Genomic DNA, 20,535 nt, shown 5'->3' with positions numbered 1-20,535 from the left:
ATTATTAGAAAAATTGAAAATACTTTATGAATTTTGGTTTCGGAATCTCTTATATTCCATACAGTTAATTATTAACTATTGATTGTCTTTGCCAAATAGCCATTAATAACTGTATTTCATGGTAAGCTTTATTTTGTCGTGCAATACTGGTAGTATTTATATATTGAAGTAAATCATTTACATTCATTGTGCCGTTTTCAACTTTTACTTCCGCAGTTTTCTGAATATCTTCACGTAAACGAATAATTTCGTCATCATTTTCAAGTAAGTTTTGAAGTTTTTCTATTTCACTATCTTGTTGAACTAATTTTTGTTTTAAATTGAAAAGAAATACTTCTCTTTGAACTTCAGTTTGTTGCTTTTGCAGATTGAAAGTTTTCTTTTCATCATTATTAGTATATAGTCCGCCGAAATTCCAAGAAAGTTGTACACCGCCTATAAAATATGGAGTAAATCCGCTTTCAAACATGTTAAGTCCGGGATTTCCGTAAGCTCCTTGTGCAAAAAGTGCGATACGCGGCATTCCGTTGCTCCACAATTGTTTACTTCGGGTTTCATATAATTGGATTTGCGAATCGTAAAGTTTCAATTCCGGACGATTTATTGTTTCGCTTATGCTGAGTTCCGCCTTAGGTTTTTCTAAAACAATATTATCAGTAATTTCTTCTGCGATAAAAGCGCTAAGCATTTTCTTGAAAGTTTTTTTAGACGTTTTCATTTCGGTATCACGTTGTTCGGCCGAAAGCATTTCAACTTTTATCTCATCCAAATCCGATTGTTGGGCAACACCATTTTTAATATAAGTACTTACTAAGTTGTAGTTTCGTTCCAATTCTTGTTTTAAAAGCGTATTCTGACGCATTTGTTCGTCAATTAACAAAATAGAAAAATAAAGCTGATTAATTTGATCCGTTAGTGCATACATATTTACTTCCAGATTATATTTTTCAATTTCATTTTGAGAATTGATAATCTTTTTCTGTGTGCCGGTTGCGCCACCGTCCCAGATTGTTTGCCTCAATTCCAAAGCAAAATTATATTGATCCTGCCCGGGAAAGTCTATTGACACATTCATTTGTTCCAACATATCCGAAAATTCTTCGGGAAATTCCGTAACATCCGATTGCCATGTAACTTTACCGTTCAAAGATAGTTGTGGTATATAAGACTTGTTTATTTGAGCAATATTATACTTTTTTGATTGTTCAATTAAATCATATTGTTTAATTAACGGATAATTTGCTTTTGCTCTTTCATGACAATATTCCAAAGTTAATTGTCCTTGCAATGAGACTGCAAAACCACAAATTAATATTGAAAAAAATATTTTCTTCATCATAAACTAAATCTTTAAATAACTCATTATTATTTCAACGTTCTTTTCTTTTCTATTTTCCATAACTTGAGAGAAGTGTTCGGTAATGGAGTTTTCATCTTCTCCGGTTCCCATAATTATCGGTCTTATTACAAAACAAAGTATATTTAATGAAATCATTGTATATAATAAATCGAACATTTTGATATTCCGCACACGACCTGCCGTAATTTCTTCTTGCAAACGTTTGTCTAATTGCGCACTGGCTTGTAATACAACAGGAATAATGTTTTGTCTGAACATATTTATTCTCGACTCATTAGGTAATATCTCATTAAATATAAACCTCAATAATGCTTCATTTTCTTTGAAAAAATCGAATTGCGCTTCGCTAAAGTGCTTAATCATATCTTCAAAAGATAAATCCTGATCCAAAACATATTCCATAGCATTCGCTAAAAATTCGATTTTGTTGGTAAGCACTTTGTTGAAAAGATTTTCTTTCGAACGGAAATAATAATTGATAAGTGCATTATTTGCTCCTGCTGATTTTGCAATATCGCTGATTTTAGTGTTGTTAAAACCTTTTTCCAAAAAAACTTTTTCAGCAGCTTCAAGAATTTGCTCTTCCGTTGTTTGTTTTTGTTTTTCCATTTTAACTTAAATTTAAATTAAAATTTTAAATTCAGATTTAAAAACTAAATTTAAAACGCAAAAATAATATTATTTTAATATGAAATATTGTTATTAGGAAAATTTAACGGATTACAATAAAGATTTGACTGAAAAGTTGAATCAGCCCTTATGTATTTTGGATTCTATATTGTGAAATTTAAATATCCGAAAAATTTTATTTTAGGATTATTGATTGCTAATTACGAATTGCGGTTGCCGATTGTCAATAGCCAACTAATCAAAAGTTTATTCCGAAAGTGAACCTTACTCCGCCTCTGTGTTTTGTACCGTTATTGTATGTTAGACGATGAACGTAATCGATTCTAAATACCTTGAAGATGTTTTCTATACCGAAACTCATTTCCATAAATGGAACTTTTCCTATTGCACTTGTTCCTTCGGGTAATATAAATAAACCGGAAGAAATGTCGGGATTGTTCTTGTCTGATAATGCACCCCAAACACCGTTGAAAGAAACAACTTCTCTGAGTTTTAAAAAATTAAAATACGGAATGCGGTTAAAAATAAGGCCGTTTAGATGATAGGTTAAATTAACGCTTAAATGTTTATCCATAACAAACTCAAGAGCATTCATTGTGTTGAAAGCATCAGACTGCATGATAACCGATTGTGTGGCGTTTGGGAAAATTAATAGTGGAAACGGAACCGGTGTCCAGACCATTCCGGCTTTTATGTGAGCATTAAGATATCCGAATGCAGCCAAATTGATACTTTTCTTAAAAGCTATTTCCGTATGTTCATAATGATATTGTCCGCCGAAAAGTCCTTGGATTCCTATATAATGGGAGAGTGTAAACTCAACAACATCTTTCGATAAATTCATGGCGGAATTTAATCCGTTATACGGCGTAGCGCCAATTGTATATTTAAGGTGTAAACCGAGTTCGGTTGTTCTCAAAAGATTAATGTTTGATATAGGATCCTCCGAATTTAGTCTGTAAATCAAACTACCTGTAGGCGTATCAACTTGATTTTTCAAAGTAACCCTGAAATTGAAATCTCTACTGAAATCTTTTTCATATCCTATTGAAATCGTGCGGATATAAGATGCTTTTGTAATAGGATCGCCGACTTTCCAAGAAATTAAAAAATCATCTTTTTGAAAATCACTGAAAACCGAACCTAATGTAAACAGATCATAGTTATATGTTAGGGTTAAATTATTACGCGGGAATTCCAGAGGATGGTAGTTCTTTTTATCAAAAGAATAAGATAAAGTTCCGCCGTACTTGAATTTATTATCCCTGATACCATAAGCCGCATAACCGCTTACAAAAACATTGCTGTTTAAATTTGCCGTTGTCATTATGCCAAGCTTAAACCTGCATCCTTCAATGTCGTTTATTGAGAAAATACTCGGCAGCGGACCAATATCAAACATGCTTTTATCCCTGCTTCCTCCTGTCAAAAAGTATCCTGAAGAAATAAAATCGCTGATTCTTACAACTGTTTTGTAAAGAGGAATTTCTTGAATTTGCGTAAAAAGTTTTTTAACTCCGAGTTCTTTTTGTTTTAATGGAACCGGTCGTATATTTGTCCAAAATTCATCAGACATAATTAACTTATTATCTGATGTAAATGAATTTTGTTGTGAAATATTAAAAATAGTATTATCAAAACTTTCGAAATTATAATTTTTATACGTCCGGAATTGATTTATCTGAACTTCTGGAATATTCCTAAACAGATACATATTCACGTATAAATTCTCTTCTATTAAAACCGAAATATTGTCATTTAACTGCTCGAAAGTCTGTGAGATGTGTAAGTTTTTGGCAAAATTCAAATTGATTTTCTCCGGAACAACTAAATCTGCTTTTTTCAAAGAATAATTTCCATCGAGAGTTATATATAGTGTACCGATAAATCCCATACTTTGATGATTATACGGAAAGAATGCCATTTCCATACATTCGATGCCATCAATAGTAAGAGTATCAACAATATAATATTTGTAAAACGATAAAGCCATTGAAGAGGATAGTGGACTGATGAAATAATATTGCAGGAGTTTTATGTTGTTATCGTAGAGATTGATCCCGCGGAATAATTCTTGTATATTATAATTAATGCTTTCATCCAAATCTTTACCGATTCCTTCGGAGCGTTGCGCCTTGTCGATTTCCTTCTTTGTATTTGGCATTTTTCTGTAATAAATATCCGTAGCAGTTTCTTTAATTGCTAAAGTTAATATAGGTTTGCCGTCAATTGCCGAAGTGTCGATATTGCTTTTTAAAAAATTAAATCTTTGAAATACCTTTCCGATGCTGTCGAAATTACTTAAGGATGTAGTAAATTTCTCATAACGTTCAACTTGATAATACGGTTTAGATTCTATATTATTGTCTTTTCTTCTTTCAATTACTTCTCTCATAAAATCTATCGCAGGATTATCCTTTTTTGAATATGAAACCTTCTTTTTATCAGTAATAACGAATTCGTCGAGTTGAACACTTTCTATCGGGAGCTTAATTTCCAAATTTGTCGTATAATTTTCTGTAAGATTAATCACTGTTTGCTGATATCCTAATAATGAAACGGTTAATGATGTTGCTTCGGCCGTATTTTTAAGGTTGAAACTTCCATCGAGATTTGAGCAAGTACCGATATTTGTTCCGGTAAAAACGATGTTTGCAAAGCTAATCGGTTCCAAAGTAGCTGAGTCTTTGATAATTCCCGAAACATCAATAGTTTGCGAGTATGCAACAATGTTTATTAAAAATGAAATGATTGAAATGAGATAAAAAGACTTTCGTATAGAAGTTTTTTCTTTTATATTTTCACACCTTAGGTTTCCCATTTGTTTTATTATGAATGTTTTAATTCGAATTATATTAATATCTAATCTTAGATTAAATAGCATAATATATACTTTTGCAAAGATATGAGGAAGAAATTTTCGTTTTTTTTATAAAAGTTGGATAAAATGTCATAAAAGTCGTTTTTTATAAAAAAGTATTACTTTTGTGAAATTTTTATTAAATAAATTATGGAGAATGAAATTATAAATATCGATATTGCAAGTCTTTACGATTTACCCGGATTTGATGTGTTACCTGGAAAATTTCTCGTATTTAACAATTATTCTGAACCAATAAATAAATTTAATATTCATAAAAATATTTATGTAAAGATAAATGCTTTATTATCTTTGTGTTGCGTCAAGGGATTAATAAAAATTCAATTGGGAAATAAAATTTATTCAATTACCGAGAATACTTTTATGATATTATACGCAGATAGGATGTTTCAAGTATTAGAAGTTAGCGATGATATCAAAATCGAAATAATGTTTATAAAAGATGGTGTTTTTGATCTTGGCGATAATTCTAAAGTCATTGGTATGCGCACCATTCTAAGTAAGTCGCAGATTGTAGAATTACCGCCTAAACAAATGAAAGAAATTGTTTCTATATTTAAAACGATAAGAAGGGTTATTCGCGACAAAAGTAATGTTTTTACTCCTCAAATCGTTCGTGCATATCTTAATATAATGTTTTACGGTTTGTGCAGTCATCTATTGAACAAAGAACACCAAAACAAAGATGCTCCTCATAAAGAAGTTGTATTTAAAAAGTTTATCAGCGATTTAGAAACGAATTATCGAAGAGAACGAAATATAAAATTTTATGCAGATAAAGCTTGTTTAACTCCAAAATATTTTTCATCTCTGATTTATAAGCAAACTGGGCAACATCCGTCGGATTGGATTAAAAATTATACTATTGCAAAAGCAAAAGAAATGTTGATGTCCGGTAAACTAAGTATACAGCAAATAAGTTACGACTTGAATTTTTCATCTCAGTCGCATTTTAGTTTTTATTTCAAACAACATACGGGATTTACTCCGAAAGAATATCAAAAGATTTAATTAAAAGTATTTTTCTTAAATATCTTTGAACTTAAAAAAGCAATATGCATTTTATTAAAACCAGATGATTTTATATGTATAAATTTTTTTCAAAAGATAAATTCTTTAAAACAATATTCCACGCAAAAGGATAAGTTGTTGATAGTCACGCTTGTGTTTATTCTCTGTATATTCATAACTTGTTAATTACTCATTGATTATCTGGTGTGATCTTCAACAATAATTTTTTATTTTTGCAGTTAATACATATGTAATAATATTCGTATGAAACTAAAATATATTATTTTGTCAATGTGCATGATGTTTATTTTTAATCAATCATTTGCACAAAAATATTCCGGAACAATCCAAAAAAATCCAAAACTTTCGCAAGCTCAGGAAATGTTTAATGCGGAGAATTATGTTGCTGCAAATAAGATTTTCAATGAACTTTATATTGAAAATGAACTCGAATATTTTCAAGAGAAGGCTCTCGTAGTTTATGGATTAGCAATATCCAATAAAATTTTGGGCGAATATGATTTTGCAGAAAAATACTTATTGGAGTTTATCAATACTTATTCGGAGAGTTATTACCTGCCTAATGCCCGATTTGAACTGGCAAAACTTTATTTTGATAAGAAATCTTATAAAGCGGCTCTCGATTCTTATGAGAAAGTTGAGTTGTTTCGATTAAATGAGGATGAAAAGCAAGAATATTTTTATCAAACGGGTTATTCTTATTTGAAAACGAATAAAGTTGATAAGGCAGCTACTGCATTTTATGAAATAAAGGATACCAACGGAAAATACAGCAAGGCGGCAACTTATTATTATGCTCAAATTTCTTTTGAACAAGCTAATTATGAATCTGCTTTGCAAGCGTTTAGAAGTCTGGAAACCGATAGTGAGTTCGGAGAAAGTTCAAAACAATTTATTTTAAGAATATTATATGAACAAGGAAAATATGATGAGGTAATTTCTTATTCAAAAAAAATGAATCTGGAGAAAGGAAATAAAAAGGATATTGCCGAAAATAATTTGATACTTGCAAATTCATATTTCCAACTGAATGAATATGAAAATGCTTTGGAATATTTCCTGAAAAATAATCAAAGATTTGAAAGAGAGGATAATTATAAAATTGCGTATTCGTATTTTATGCTTGATGAATTTGATAAGGCGCTTCCATACTTTGAAAAAGCCGCTAGCTCAAATGATGTGCTGAAACAAAATGCGCTATATCATGTCGGAATTTGTAATTTAAAATTAAATAATAAAAATTTTGCGGCAACTTCTTTCAGGGAAGCTGCAAAAATGGATTTCAATAAGGATGTTAAGGAAAAAGCTTTATTTAATTATGTAGGTATTATCTATGAAACCGGTTTTGATCCGTATAATGACGGCATCAGTATTCTTCAAAATTATATAGAAGAAAATCCGAAATCGCCAAAAATTGATGAGGCAAATTCTTTTCTTGCAAAATTATTTCTTTCTACAAAGAATTACAAAAATGCGTTGTCAACAATAGAAAATATTGAAGTGATGACTCCAGAGTTAAAATTGGCTCATCAAAAAATAACTTTTTCTAACGGAATTGATTTATTTAATGCCCGTAATTATGCCGAAGCTGCAAAACTTTTAAAGGAATCTCAAAAATATGCTCTCGACAAAAGTTTGAAGGCGTTTTCAACTTTCTGGATAGCTGAAAGTTATTTCAGATTGTTGCAGTTTAACAATGCAATTCCTTTATATAAAGAATTTCTTGCCAGTCCGGAAGCTTATGATTATGCCGAATATAATTATTCTAATTATGCACTCGGATATTCTTATTTCAAATTGAAAGATTATGCATCCGCAGAAACTTATTTTAGAAAGTTTATTAATTCCCGTACTCATTCCGATAAAAATATTTTAAGTGATGCGTGGAACCGAATAGGAGATTGTTATTTCATTCAAAATAAATATTCTCAAGCTATTCAATCGTATGACCAAGCTATTAAGACTAATGCCGGAAATATAGATTATGCTTATTATTACAAAGCATTAGCCCTTGGTGCTACAGGAAATCTTAGAGGAAAAGAAAGCGCTTTGAAGGAAATATTTAAAATGCCCGTTAATACTACTTACCGCAGCAGCGCTATTTTCGAATTAGCTAATACATACACTCTTTTAGATGAAAATGCAAGTGCGATAAATACTTATAAACAAGTAGTTAGTGAATACCCGAGAAGTCCTTATGCTATTAAATCGAAACAAAAAATAGGATTGCTTTATTATGCTGAAAAGGAGTATGATGAAGCAATTTCTTATCTCAAAGATATTGTTGTTTCATACTCTGGAACCTTAGAAGCTAACGAAAGTTTGGCAAGTTTGAGGAATATTTATGTTGAGCTTAACAAAGTAGATGAGTACATGGATTTTGTTACTAATTCAGCAAGAATTAAAGTTACGGTTACAGAAGCCGATTCTATGAATTTTGCCAGTGCTCAAAATATGTTTGCCGCCGCAAAATATACGGATGCGAAAAGATTGCTTAATAACTATCTTGTTAATTTTCCGGATGGCGCATTTGTTCCAATTGTTTATTATTATATGGGCGAATGTTTCTTTATGGAAAATGATTATGATAACGCATTGAGATACTATCAAACCGCTGCCGACTTCCCCAATTCCCTATATAGCGAAAACGCAAAAATGCAGTCGGCGAAAATTTATTTTCATAATGAAGATTTTCGTAGTGCTGCCGCAACTTATGAGGAGATAGCTAAAAATACGGAATATGATTATGTTGCAAATGAGGCAAATATCGGACTAATGCGTTCTTACAACGAGTTGGCGGAATACAACAAATTACTTCCAACTGCTAAACTTGTTAGGGCAATTCCCGATTCGGACGAAAATATTTTGGAGGAAGCTGAGCTCAATATTGCAATTGCACAATACGGATTAGGATTATTCAGTGATGCGTATATTTCGTTTAGCGCTCTTGCAGATAAATATAAAAATGAAACCGGCGCCGAAGCTAAATATTTTTGTGCTTTTATAACTTATATGAATTCAAATTATCAAAAAGCTGAAAAAGAGGCTTTTGATTTGATAAATAATTTCGGTAATTATGATTATTGGGTTGCCCGCGGTTTCATTCTTTTGGGCGATATTTATGTAAAAACCGATAATATTTTCCAAGCTAAACAAACTTATCAAAGTATTATTGATAATTATGCAGGTGAAGATCTGAAGGAAGAAGCGCGTGCAAAACTCGAAGCAATAGACAATTAATAATTAACAGTTAATAATTAGAAATGAAGAAAGTAAATATATTTATTGCCGTTTTTATTGTTATGGCAATTTCATTTAATATAAAAGCTCAGACTCCGCAGTATGATGAGCAAATTAATGTTGTTGCACCTTACGAGCCTTCGGTTTCGGATGCTAACAAAATTAATATTAATCCCGAGTACGTTAATATCGAATTAGAAAAAGAAAAAATCAATTACAATATTTCGTCTCAGTTGACAAATTTGCCGAGACATAAAACTTTCGGATTGGATCCGCTTGATCCGAGAAGGGAGAGTTTGAATGTGAAAAAGCATATTTTTTACGGAAAATTCGGTTTCGGTTCAAATATAGAACCTTATGCGGATGTTTATGTTAATTCGTCTGATAACAAAAAACTCGGAGGCGGTTTTCATGTAAAACATAATTCGGCGTGGCGACAAATGCAGGATGTTTATGATAACAGCTTTAGCGACACTGACTTTGATATTTACGGTAAAATAAAATTCAATAATAATGAATTGCAGGCAAGAGGATTTTATTCTCATAATATGTTTAATTATTATGGCGTTTCTAAATCTGATTTTTCTGATGTAGAAGAGATGTATAATAAGGAAGATAATTTAACTAAAGAAAAACTTCATACTTATGGCGGTGAAATAAGTTTATCAAATATTAAAACAACAAAAACAGATTATAGTGTTTTATTGAACTATACAGGTTTTCAGGCAGGTAATGAGTTTAAAAGCCATTCAATTAACTTGCCGGTAAATTTCAATTATTATTCAAAACTTTTTAGAAAAAGTAAAAAGGAAGATTGGAGTATTAAATTTCTTGCCAATTATAATTTTAGTACTGTTGATTTTGGATATCATTTGGAAAAATTTAATAACTATATTTTTTCTATTGAACCTTCATATTCATTACACATTGGAGCTTTTGCATTAAAATTAGGTTTGAATGCTAATTTCTTTAATGACAATACTACTGCGGATAATAAGTTTAAGGCAAATATTCATCCTGTTGCCGAAATAAAAACAACAATAGTCCCGGAAGCATTTTCATTGCGAATAGGAATTAAGGGAGAGTCATACAGAAATAATATGATGTTATTATACGATCTTTGTAAATATATAGCACCGGCAACAGCTCTTTATCAGAATAATTCCAATGCGGATTTTCAATACATTACGAATGAGAAGTATAACTTATATGGGGTTTTTGATACGAGATTCGGAAAGTATATAAATTTCTCTGCCGGTGTTCAAATTATTCAATATGATAATTTGCCGATTTTTTCAGCGAGTCGTAACGCTCTTGATAGTTACGAAGGAAATATACCTTTTTACTTAACAGATTTTGATGTGAATTTTGCAAACTTAAGGAAAGTCTCGATATCCGCTGATCTTACCTTAGATTATTGGCGAAGTCTTTTTATTAACTTTCAAGGGAAATATAATATTATTGAATTGAATGATACGGAACAAATACAATATGCTTATAATATGCCTGCTTTTGAAGTTTACGCACTTGCAAAATATGTCCTGCCGAATAAGAAATTATCTTTTTCCGCTCAATTTGCCTTGCTTGGTGGCATTAAAGATGTTAATGTGATGTCTGATTCAAAAGAATTAATTGATATTCCTCTTATTTATGACTTAGGATTAACCTGTAACTATAAAATAAAAACAGGTATAGACCTTTGGTTAAATCTCAATAACTTATTACATTACAAGAATAAACTTTATATATACCAGCTATATCCGGAATATCCTGCAAATGTGATGTTGGGAGTGACGTTTTCACTATAAAATTGTTGAAAAGTTTATCGAAAAAAAACTTGTATAATTGCAAAATTTTTTGTAATTTTGCTACTTAATTATTATAATTTTATACATTGATTATGAGTGATTTAAATAAAGAAAACGATAAATTGAACAAACAAAATCAAGACCAAAAACAATACACCGCCGATAACATTCAAGTTTTAGAAGGTTTGGAAGCCGTTCGTAAACGTCCGGCAATGTATATAGGTGATATAAGTGAGAAAGGTCTTCATCATCTTGTTTATGAAGTAGTAGATAATTCAATAGATGAAGCTCTTGCCGGTTTTTGTACCCACATTGATGTTGAAATTCACGAAGATAATTCGGTTTCCGTTTTAGATAATGGTCGCGGTATTCCGGTTGATTTCCACGAAAAGGAACAGAGATCGGCTCTGGAAGTTGTTCTCACAGTTCTTCATGCCGGCGGTAAATTCGATAAAGGTACTTATAAAGTTTCCGGCGGTTTGCACGGAGTTGGTGTTTCTTGTGTTAACGCTCTTTCAAAAGACCTTCTGGTTAAGGTTTTTAGAAATGGGAATGTTTATCAACAAGAATATCAGTTCGGTAAACCTTTATATAGTGTAAAAGAAGTAGATAAAACAAGTATTACGGGAACTTATGTGAAATTTACTCCAGACGATAGTATATTTATTGTTACCGAATATGATTTTCATATTCTTGCAACACGTTTAAGGGAATTAGCTTTTCTGAATAAAGGAATTACAATTACTTTGACGGATCATCGTGAGGGTGAAAATAAAGATAAAACAACAACTTATTATTCCGAAAAAGGGCTGATAGATTTTATCAATTATCTTGATGCTACTCGTGAAAAGATTACTGTTGAACCGATTTATATTGAGGGTGAAAAAAACGGCGTTCCTCTTGAAATTGCTATGCAGTATAATACCTCTTTTTCAGAAAATATTCATTCTTTTGTTAATAATATTAATACTATAGAGGGTGGTACACATCTTACAGGTTTTCGCGCAGCTCTAACTAAAACTTTGAAAAACTATGCGGAAAAAGCAGGGTTTTTATCTAAGTTGAAATTCGAAGTCAGTAGCGATGATTTTAGAGAGGGTTTAACGGCTATTATTTCAGCAAAAGTTGCGGAACCGCAATTTGAAGGTCAAACCAAAACCAAACTCGGCAATTCGGAAGTTAGATGGGCGGTTGAACAAATGGTAAACGAACATCTCGGATATTATCTTGAAGAACATCCGAAAGAAGCAAAAAATATTGTGGATAAAGTTATTCTTGCTGCTACCGCTCGTCATGCCGCACGCAAAGCTCGCGAAATGGTTCAACGTAAAGGAGCTTTATCCGGATTCGGATTACCGGGAAAACTTGCAGATTGTTCCGAAAAAGATCCTGCTCGTTGTGAACTTTTCCTTGTTGAGGGTGACTCGGCAGGCGGAACTGCAAAAACAGGAAGAAATAGATTATTTCAAGCAATTCTACCGCTCAGGGGTAAAATTCTGAATGTTGAAAAAGCAATGCAACATAAAGCTTTCGAAAGCGAAGAAATTAGAAATATGTATTCTGCACTGGGGGTTACTATCGGAACAGAAGAGGATAGCAAAGCCCTAAATTTATCAAAACTCAGATATCATAAAATAGTTATTATGACTGATGCTGATGTCGACGGCAGCCATATTACAACTCTTATTCTTACCTTCTTTTTCAGATATATGAAAGAATTGATTGAAAGCGGTTATGTTTATATTGCTACGCCGCCGTTATATCTTGTTAAGAAAGGTAATACGGAAAAGTATGCTTGGTCTGACGATGGTCGTGATTTGATTATCCGCGAACTTTCTGAAGCGAGTGCATCGGGAGAGAAAGGTATTAATGTTCAAAGATATAAGGGTCTCGGAGAGATGAATGATGTACAACTTTGGACTACTACCATGGATCCCGAAACACGTACTTTGCGACGAGTTAATATTGAAAATGCTCTCGAGGCAGATCGTGTTTTCTCAATGCTCATGGGTGATGAAGTACCGCCAAGAAGAGAGTTTATAGAACAAAATGCTACTTATGCAAATATTGATGCATAAGTATTTGGTATAGATACTGTTTTGTGTCTATACCAAACTATATATTTTGCAGAAAGACAATGAATTTGAGTTCGGAATGGAAGTATTGAAAAAAATATTATAACATTGCTATCCATTTTTTGCCAATTAGAGAATAAATCAATTCGGAAATAAATCAATTAGAAAAATTTTATCTGTAATATTTTTGATAAAGTATAAACTTAAATTGGTGAATGATTCACAAATTAAATTCATTAGTTTTATTTACTTTATCTATTTTCTTATTCTTAATCTTTTTAGTTTTGCATATCTTAAATATCTGTCCAAAACAGTAATTTTATATATTGTAAAACCGTAAAATCCGTCTAAGAATCCGCATTTGAAAAGATAATCAGAGAAGAATTTCCAAATGGCACTCAACAAATAAGAAAAATATGTTTTCTTTTTGTTTCGTTCAAATGCATATTGTGCATGTAGTGTGGAATAATTGTTTGTACTTTTAATATGTTCTTCGATGGATAAAAAAGGATAATGAAGTAAATCTCCTTTTAGGAAAACAACTTTTGTATCACCATAATTTAATATTTCATGAACTTTGGTGTCTTCCCAAAAAGTTGTTTTCCTGTTAAAAATTCTAACTTTCATATCCGGATACCAAGCGCCGTGTTTTATCCATTTTCCACAATAATTGTTTAATCTTTTGAATTTGAAAACATAATTATAGTTTTCCGAAGATTTAATTTGAAGAATTGATTTCTGCAGTTCTTCAGAAAGTTCTTCATCGGCATCAATAGATAAAATCATATCATTTGAAGCCAATAAATTAGCATAATTCTTTTGTTCGGCATAACCAATCCAGCAGTTGCATTCAAACTTTACATCGTATTTTAAGCAAATTTCTTTTGTTTTGTCATCAGAAAACGAATCAACAATAACTATTTCATCAGCAACCTTCAATAAAGATTTTATACATCTTTCAATGTTTCTTTCTTCGTTCTTTGTGATGATAACAGCAGAAATAAGCATAAAAACAATTGTTTAAATAATCTCTATTTATGTGTTTGAGCTAAAAACTCGTCAACTTCCGGAACACCGCCTTGAAGCACAATATATCCGTTATAGGGCTCTCTTTCAGTGATTTCGTCGTTGATAGGAGTGAGCATCAATCTTTTTACTTCTTCGGGATCATCAGTTTGTCCTAGCGCCCAACCGAGTTTGATATATGCAACTTCAGGAAGCATATTTCCGCAAGGGATGATTCCTTTAGCCATCATATCTCTACCGGTATCATAAACAAACATTTGAACGTATCCCCAAATAGTTTGCAAAGTCATATACATATGAACGCCTTTAGCTTGTGCGCGCTCAATTGCAGGATAAAGTTCTTTATTAACATGCCCCAATCCCGTTCCGACAAAAACAATTCCTTTGTAACCTGCATCTACAAGTAAATCAATGGTATCTGGTTTCATGCCGGTGTAATAATAAAGCATAGTTACTTTATCTGAGAAATACGGCAGAATTGTTACATCTTTATCTTTTTTACGTGGCTTATAATCTTTTTTTATTGGAGTAACGCCTTTTCTGGTAACGGTTGCAAGAGGAGTATCGCCGATAGTTCTGAAAGTAGAACGGTAAGAAGAATGCATTTTTCTTACTCTTGTGCCTTTATGAAGTAAGCCGTATTCATCGGAAGTAGGTCCGAACATACAAACCATAACTTCCGCAATATTGCCGTGTCCGGCAGCAGTCATAGCGTGCATCAAATTCAGAGCCGCATCGGAGCTTGGTCTGTCGCTGGAACGTTGCGAGCCTACAAGTACTATAGGAACCGGTGGATTTTGTACCATAAAGGTAAGCGCTGCGCCGGTATGATGCATTGTATCTGTGCCGTGACCAATGACAATTCCGTCAACTCCGCGTTCAATTTCTTTGCCTATTGCTTTTGCAAGTGCAATATATTGTGTAGGTCCCATGTTTTCACTGAAAACAGCGAAAACTTTTTCGGTTTCAAGATTACAAATTTCGGCTAATTCGGGAACCGCACCGTATAATTCACCGGGGGAGAATGCAGGAATTACAGCTCCCGTACGATAATCAAGACGTGAAGCAATAGTTCCGCCGGTACCGATTAATTTAACATTTGGTAAACCGGGAGTTACAGGAAATTCTTTTTCAGGAATCTTATAATTGGCTTTATTATAACCTGTTTCCTTCATGTCGGTAATAGTATCTACATCAATCCCAATATTGTAGCCGGTACTAATTTTAATCACAATATGTTTATCATCGTAATTGCTCGCTCTCGGTAAAACCGTACCTTTAAAATTTCCTCTTGTGGTTGCAATTTCAGCCTGCCCCCATACTCGTGTATTATATTTTTTTAAAATTTCTAATGCTTGTCCTTTATACCCTTGAAAAAATTCGTTATCCATATTAATTTCCATTTACAATATTATTTAATTCATTCATTGAAATATTACCTACGGCTAAATTATTTAATTGACCCATAATCCAATTATTTTTGGCATCATTCGTTTTAATTCTTCCGATTTCATCATATTTCTTTTTCAACATAGAAATATTCGATACAATATTTTCTGATTTCAATTTTTTGAAATTGATAGTTGTAAGTATCGAATCGAAGTCCATTTGCGGATGCTGATATAAAACGGGTAATATCTTATATGCTATTTCCTTTTCAAGCTTGTTTTTATTGATGTATTCGAACATATCGAAAATTCTGTTGTAATCAAAATCCTTTGTAGAATAATGTCCTTCAATAAATTTTAAACGATGCCCCATAAAACACGAAATAAATTTCGGATCGAAATTCAATTTATTTGTAATTTTTTCAATAACCGGAAATAAATTTTTAACATGTATGAAAGTGAATGTATCTTCAGGAGCATTCCATTTAACCAATTGACCTGTACGCTCATATATGTCGTTTGGTAAATTTGCTTGTAGTTTCTCCAAATGTTGGTTATCCAATGGAATAGGAGCGGAGTCGGTATCCGGATACATTCTGTCGGCACCGGGAAGAACTCTTTCGAAGATTGTTGTTCCGTCTAATAAATATTTCCGAGTTTCATTCGGAACTCCTTTAAAAGCCATTTTACATCTTTCGTCGATAACATCCAGAGCAGTGGCTATGTCTTCTTCAGGCGCCCAGAAAATAACCTGTGCATCGTTTTCTCCGGAATTTAATAATTCGGATATTTGAGTAAAAATCTTTTTATCTTCAGGATTGTGAATGTCTTCCGAAGTTATGATATTCGGTTTTTCAATGCAGGCAATAACTTTCAACCTGTCGGACAATTCATTTACAAAACATTTATCCGGTTGAGTGAAGTGTGATAAAACACCTTTAAATTCAGGAAGATTTACTGCGATAAATTTGTTTTTTCTGTTGTTTGCTTCAATTATAGCCGGATTTACAAAATCATAATCAAAGAAATTCAGTTTTTTTGAAGACATTTTCCAGTCGCCAATTTTAATTCTTTTATTGAGAATTTCTCTTATTTGTAATAGCGACCATTGACGGAAACATTCATTATGAGTAAGTTCCGGAATTAATTTAGTATGGGCAACACCTTTTATTTCAACTCTTGTTCCACCTTTGCAACTAACATTAACATCTTCACGGCCGGCGCCTATTCCTGTTCTAACTTTGTTGGTTGACCTGTTTAAAAACCTGATGTAGTCGCAAGCTTCTTTAACTTCATCCGGATTTACCATATCGGGATAAGTAACAGTTTCAATCAACGGCATTCCCAATCTGTCTGTTTTGTATTCGCGAACATGACCAATATCAGAAATCTCACGACAAGAATCTTCCTCAATACTAAGTTGAATTAATCTTATCATTTTATTTTTGATAGGAATTTCACCTTCAACACCGATTATTGCAGTTCTTTGAAATCCTGTCGGGATACTTCCGTCAAGATATTGTTTACGAGTAATATGTACTTCACCAACAATATTCAACTTAGAAAGTAATGATATTTCGATAGCAATATCCAAAGCTTCACGATTTATAGGAAATGGGGGAGTGTCGTCAACTTCGTAAGTACAAGTTGTTTCGTTTTTCAACTTGTATATGATGGTTTTCTTAGTTTTAAATTCCATTAGAGCTGTTCCGTCGTATTCGCCGAGTTCGCTTAATGTAGGACGCATGTGGCGGACAACTTCGGCATCAAAATGTGAATTATCGTTATAAATACCTGCCGGACAATTACAAAATAGTTTTTTCTTTGTTTTTAATTGCTGGTGAACTTCCAGTCCAGACATGAAGCCGATTCTGTCGTATGTGGCTTGAGTTGCTTCTTTACGAGGAACATAACCTACTTTTTCTTTTGTTGCTTCATAGTTTTTTAGGGGATCAAAGTTTTTTTTCATTAAATGTAAACTTTTGTTGTTTTTAATTTGAAGATTGCAAATGTAGTAAAAATTGAGAAAAATTAAAATAGAATATTTAATAAATTATCAACTTAATTTTGAAATAAAATAGATATTGCATAAGAACCGATAAATTATTTAAGGATTACTTTCTAAGTTGAGTTGAATTTTCTAAGTCTAAAGTAATTGTGTTATTAAAAATTTTTGTTTTCCAAAGGATATTATATCAAAAATATTATGGATTTAATTTATTCTAATTTCACTTGCATAATACTTTTTCGTTTTTTCAATTAGAGAAAAACATGAAAATCAACAACAAATTATTATAAGTAATTAAATAAAAATATTTCAGAAAAAAAATATTTCAAAAAAATCATTTTTTCAAAAAAAGTAGTATCTTTGCAACGCAAAAATGGAAAGTTTTGCATGCTTTGCGGAAGTAGCTCAGTTGGTAGAGCATAACCTTGCCAAGGTTAGGGTCGCGAGTTCGAGTCTCGTCTTCCGCTCAAAAAGAAAGTCTCATTCGGAGACTCTTTTTTTAACCAAGGGCGCCCAGGTGGTGGAATTGGTAGACACGAGGGACTTAAAATCCCTTGCCTATTGCAGGCGTGTGGGTTCAAGTCCCACCCCGGGTACTAACACTAAAGGCTACTTAGGTAGCCTTTAATTTTTTATCCTTATGAATACTCAACAATACTTCAACAGCTATTCTTCTTATCTTAAAATCGAAAGATCTTTTTCCGATAATACTATCGAAAGCTATTTGAGAGATATCAGATTTTTCCTGCAATTCATTAATGAGAAATACAGTGAAATAAATATACGCGATATTGATTCGAACATTATTTCGGAATACCTGATTATTGTTAATGAAGAAAAGAAGAGTAAAAGAACGCAATCGCGAATTATTTCTTCTCTCAGGTCTTTTTTTAAGTATTTGCGACTTGAAAAATTAGTTCAAGAAAGCCCTATGGATATGATAGAGTTGCCGCAACAGGATAGAAAACTTCCTGATGTTTTGAATTTGGAAGATATAAATAAAATTATTGATAGTATTGATTTGAGTAATCCGAACGGACAAAGAAATAAAGCGATTATTGAAATGTTATACAGTTGCGGGCTTAGAGTTTCAGAATTGATAAATCTTAGAATTTCGGATATCGATAAAGATTCGATGTTTATCAAAGTTAAGGGAAAAGGTAATAAAGAAAGATTAGTGCCGCTTGGCAAAACGGCACTAAAACAAATCAATCTTTATTTTGATAATTATAGAATTCATATTTCACCTGTAAAAAATGCCGAAGACATTTTATTCCTGAATAGGGGAGGTGGAAAATTGTCTCGCGAAATGATTTTTATCATTGTCAAAGAACTCACAGATAAAGCGGGGATAAAGAAAAATGTTAGTCCTCATACATTTAGACATTCATTTGCAACTCACATGATACAAAGAGGAGCGGATATAAGAATTGTACAAGATATGTTGGGACACGAATCTATTCTTACTACGGAAATATATACACACATAGATAAACAGCATCTTCGCGATGCTGTCGATAAATATCACCCGTTTAACGATTTATAAAATTTACTCAATATCAATAATTTCGCCGTCTTCGGAAACTAAGACCCCAAAATTTACGGAAATTAACTTTCCTTCGTTATCAAAATAAAAATCGAAACTTGCATCTTCAAAAGAAACACATTTTTCGTCATATTCCTCATCAATATTGATATCAACTTCATTGAAACCATTCTTCTTCATGAGTTTAATTAATTCATCTTCACTCATTTCGAAGATCTTTTTGTCGAAAAGCGTAGCTTCGTTATTATCAACTCCTATTGCAGAGAAAACGAGGTTATCCTGTCCTTCAAAAAATAAATCGATTTCTAAATCGGAATAAGTTAATAAAGTTGTATTGAAAAAGTCTTCATCATTGAACTCTTCCATCTCATCGGCTTCGCCAAGAATCTTGATTATTTCTTCGAGAGTTGTACCGAATTTAATTTTGCCGATGCCGACTTTAGGGATTAATGTATAATCAAATTTTTCCATAGTATATTAATAAAATTAGTATTAAACAAAGTCTATCCAGCCATGGGTATCTTCGTAATCACCGTTTTGTATAGCTAATAATCTTTCATATAATTTTGTGCTTATCGGACCGGGGTTGCCGTCTTTGCTGAGAACAAAAGTAACGTTATTGCTTCTATCGAAAATTTCACCGATAGGTGAGATAACTGCAGCGGTTCCACAAGCACCGGCTTCGTCAAATGTACCTAACTCATCAACAGCAACATGTCTGCGTTCAACTTTTAACCCGAGATCCTCGGCAATAATTCTCAAACTCATATTGGTAATTGAAGGTAAAATCGAAACCGAATCTGGAGTTATATAGGTATTGTTTTTAATTCCGAAAAAGTTTGCAGGACCGGCTTCGTCAATATATTTTTTCTCTTTAGCATCTAAGAATAGTACTGTTGAATAGCCTTCAGCATGTGCTCTTTCAGAAGCGCGTAAGCTTGCGGCATAGTTTCCGCCAACTTTAATGTGACCTGTGCCCAAAGGAGCGGCTCTGTCGTAATCTCTGACCAACTGAACCTTTACAGGTTTGAAACCTTGCTTAAAATATGGTCCGACCGGAGTTACAAAAATTATCAAACAATATTCTACTGCCGGTTTAACACCTACTTGTGCACCGGTACCTATTAATAAAGGACGTAAATATAAAGAAGCTCCCGTTCCGTAAGGCGGTACATATTCTTCGTTTAATTTTATGACTTTTTTAATAGCTTCGCCGAAAAGTTCTTTAGAAATTTTTGGCATCATTATACCTTCGGCAGAATTGTTTAAGCGTTTCCAATTTTCATCCCAGCGAAAAATTCTGATGCGACCGTCTTTGCCTTTGAAAGCTTTTAATCCTTCAAATGCTTCTTGGCCGTAATGTAAGGCAGTTGCTGCCATATGCATAGGAATATACTCTGATGATGAGACTTCTAACTCTCCCCATTTACCATTTCTATAGTAACATCTGATGTTATAGTCGGTTTTGTAATAACCAAAAGGCAGGTTTCCCCATTCAATATTCATTATATCTAATTTTAAGGTTTAAAAAGCAAAGATAA

Annotated in this window: 13 protein-coding genes and 2 tRNA genes; 7 read left to right on the top strand and 8 right to left on the bottom strand. The window is 32.5% G+C overall.

Annotated elements, in window-relative coordinates:
* Positions 1-64: 64 nt before the first annotated feature.
* From LBP67_08350 to LBP67_08340, 3 genes are all read right to left on the bottom strand, one after another.
* Entirely contained in the window at positions 65-1,339 is a 1,275-nt protein-coding gene (locus LBP67_08350; GenBank protein ID MDR2084986.1) for a TolC family protein, read from the bottom strand.
* 3 nt (positions 1,340-1,342) lie between these two features.
* Entirely contained in the window at positions 1,343-1,969 is a 627-nt protein-coding gene (locus LBP67_08345) for a TetR/AcrR family transcriptional regulator (GenBank protein ID MDR2084985.1), read from the bottom strand.
* 259 nt (positions 1,970-2,228) lie between these two features.
* Complete coding sequence (locus LBP67_08340) at positions 2,229-4,811, bottom strand: DUF5686 and carboxypeptidase regulatory-like domain-containing protein (GenBank protein MDR2084984.1); 2,583 nt, start codon at positions 4,809-4,811, stop codon at positions 2,229-2,231.
* A gap of 189 nt (positions 4,812-5,000) precedes the next feature.
* On the opposite strand from LBP67_08340, the gene LBP67_08335 reads away from it, so the two are divergent.
* The 4 genes from LBP67_08335 (at position 5,001) to gyrB (ending at position 13,029) form a co-directional block, all read left to right on the top strand.
* Positions 5,001-5,882, top strand: a complete 882-nt coding sequence (locus LBP67_08335) for an AraC family transcriptional regulator (GenBank protein ID MDR2084983.1) — start codon at positions 5,001-5,003, stop codon at positions 5,880-5,882.
* A gap of 264 nt (positions 5,883-6,146) precedes the next feature.
* Positions 6,147-9,143: a tetratricopeptide repeat protein gene (locus tag LBP67_08330; GenBank protein ID MDR2084982.1), complete on the top strand. Its 2,997-nt coding sequence runs from the start codon at positions 6,147-6,149 to the stop codon at positions 9,141-9,143.
* A gap of 23 nt (positions 9,144-9,166) precedes the next feature.
* Positions 9,167-10,951 (top strand): hypothetical protein, encoded by a 1,785-nt coding sequence (locus LBP67_08325; GenBank protein MDR2084981.1) that lies wholly within the window; start codon positions 9,167-9,169, stop codon positions 10,949-10,951.
* Positions 10,952-11,043: 92 nt separating this feature from the next.
* The gene (gene gyrB, locus LBP67_08320) at positions 11,044-13,029 is read left to right on the top strand and encodes a DNA topoisomerase (ATP-hydrolyzing) subunit B (GenBank protein ID MDR2084980.1); all 1,986 of its coding nucleotides are present in this window, start codon (positions 11,044-11,046) and stop codon (positions 13,027-13,029) included.
* A gap of 252 nt (positions 13,030-13,281) precedes the next feature.
* Here the strand turns inward: gyrB and LBP67_08315 are convergent, their stop codons facing one another.
* From LBP67_08315 to gatE, 3 genes are read right to left on the bottom strand one after another with little or no spacing between them, the layout of a single operon-like run.
* Positions 13,282-14,034: a glycosyltransferase family 2 protein gene (locus LBP67_08315; protein MDR2084979.1), complete on the bottom strand. Its 753-nt coding sequence runs from the start codon at positions 14,032-14,034 to the stop codon at positions 13,282-13,284.
* Positions 14,035-14,057: 23 nt separating this feature from the next.
* The gene (gene gatD, locus LBP67_08310) at positions 14,058-15,443 is read right to left on the bottom strand and encodes a Glu-tRNA(Gln) amidotransferase subunit GatD (protein ID MDR2084978.1); all 1,386 of its coding nucleotides are present in this window, start codon (positions 15,441-15,443) and stop codon (positions 14,058-14,060) included.
* Position 15,444: 1 nt separating this feature from the next.
* Complete coding sequence (gene gatE, locus LBP67_08305) at positions 15,445-17,409, bottom strand: Glu-tRNA(Gln) amidotransferase subunit GatE (protein ID MDR2084977.1); 1,965 nt, start codon at positions 17,407-17,409, stop codon at positions 15,445-15,447.
* Positions 17,410-17,842: 433 nt separating this feature from the next.
* Here gatE and LBP67_08300 point away from each other — a divergent pair.
* The 3 genes from LBP67_08300 to xerD all read left to right on the top strand — a co-directional run bounded on the left by LBP67_08300 (position 17,843) and on the right by xerD (position 18,994).
* Positions 17,843-17,915, top strand: a tRNA-Gly gene (locus LBP67_08300).
* A gap of 44 nt (positions 17,916-17,959) precedes the next feature.
* Positions 17,960-18,044, top strand: a tRNA-Leu gene (locus LBP67_08295).
* Between the two features lie 44 nt (positions 18,045-18,088).
* Complete coding sequence (gene xerD, locus LBP67_08290; GenBank protein ID MDR2084976.1) at positions 18,089-18,994, top strand: site-specific tyrosine recombinase XerD; 906 nt, start codon at positions 18,089-18,091, stop codon at positions 18,992-18,994.
* 3 nt (positions 18,995-18,997) lie between these two features.
* Here the strand turns inward: xerD and LBP67_08285 are convergent, their stop codons facing one another.
* Positions 18,998-19,465, bottom strand: a complete 468-nt coding sequence (locus LBP67_08285; protein MDR2084975.1) for a hypothetical protein — start codon at positions 19,463-19,465, stop codon at positions 18,998-19,000.
* A gap of 21 nt (positions 19,466-19,486) precedes the next feature.
* Entirely contained in the window at positions 19,487-20,503 is a 1,017-nt protein-coding gene (locus tag LBP67_08280) for a branched-chain amino acid aminotransferase (protein ID MDR2084974.1), read from the bottom strand.
* Between the last annotated feature and the right edge of the window lie 32 nt (positions 20,504-20,535).

The sequence above is a fragment of the Bacteroidales bacterium genome (genome assembly GCA_031276035.1).
Taxonomy (GTDB): Bacteria; Bacteroidota; Bacteroidia; order Bacteroidales; family BM520; genus RGIG7150.
Note: the sequence above shows the minus strand (reverse complement) of the source record. Positions and strands in the feature narration are given on the sequence as shown.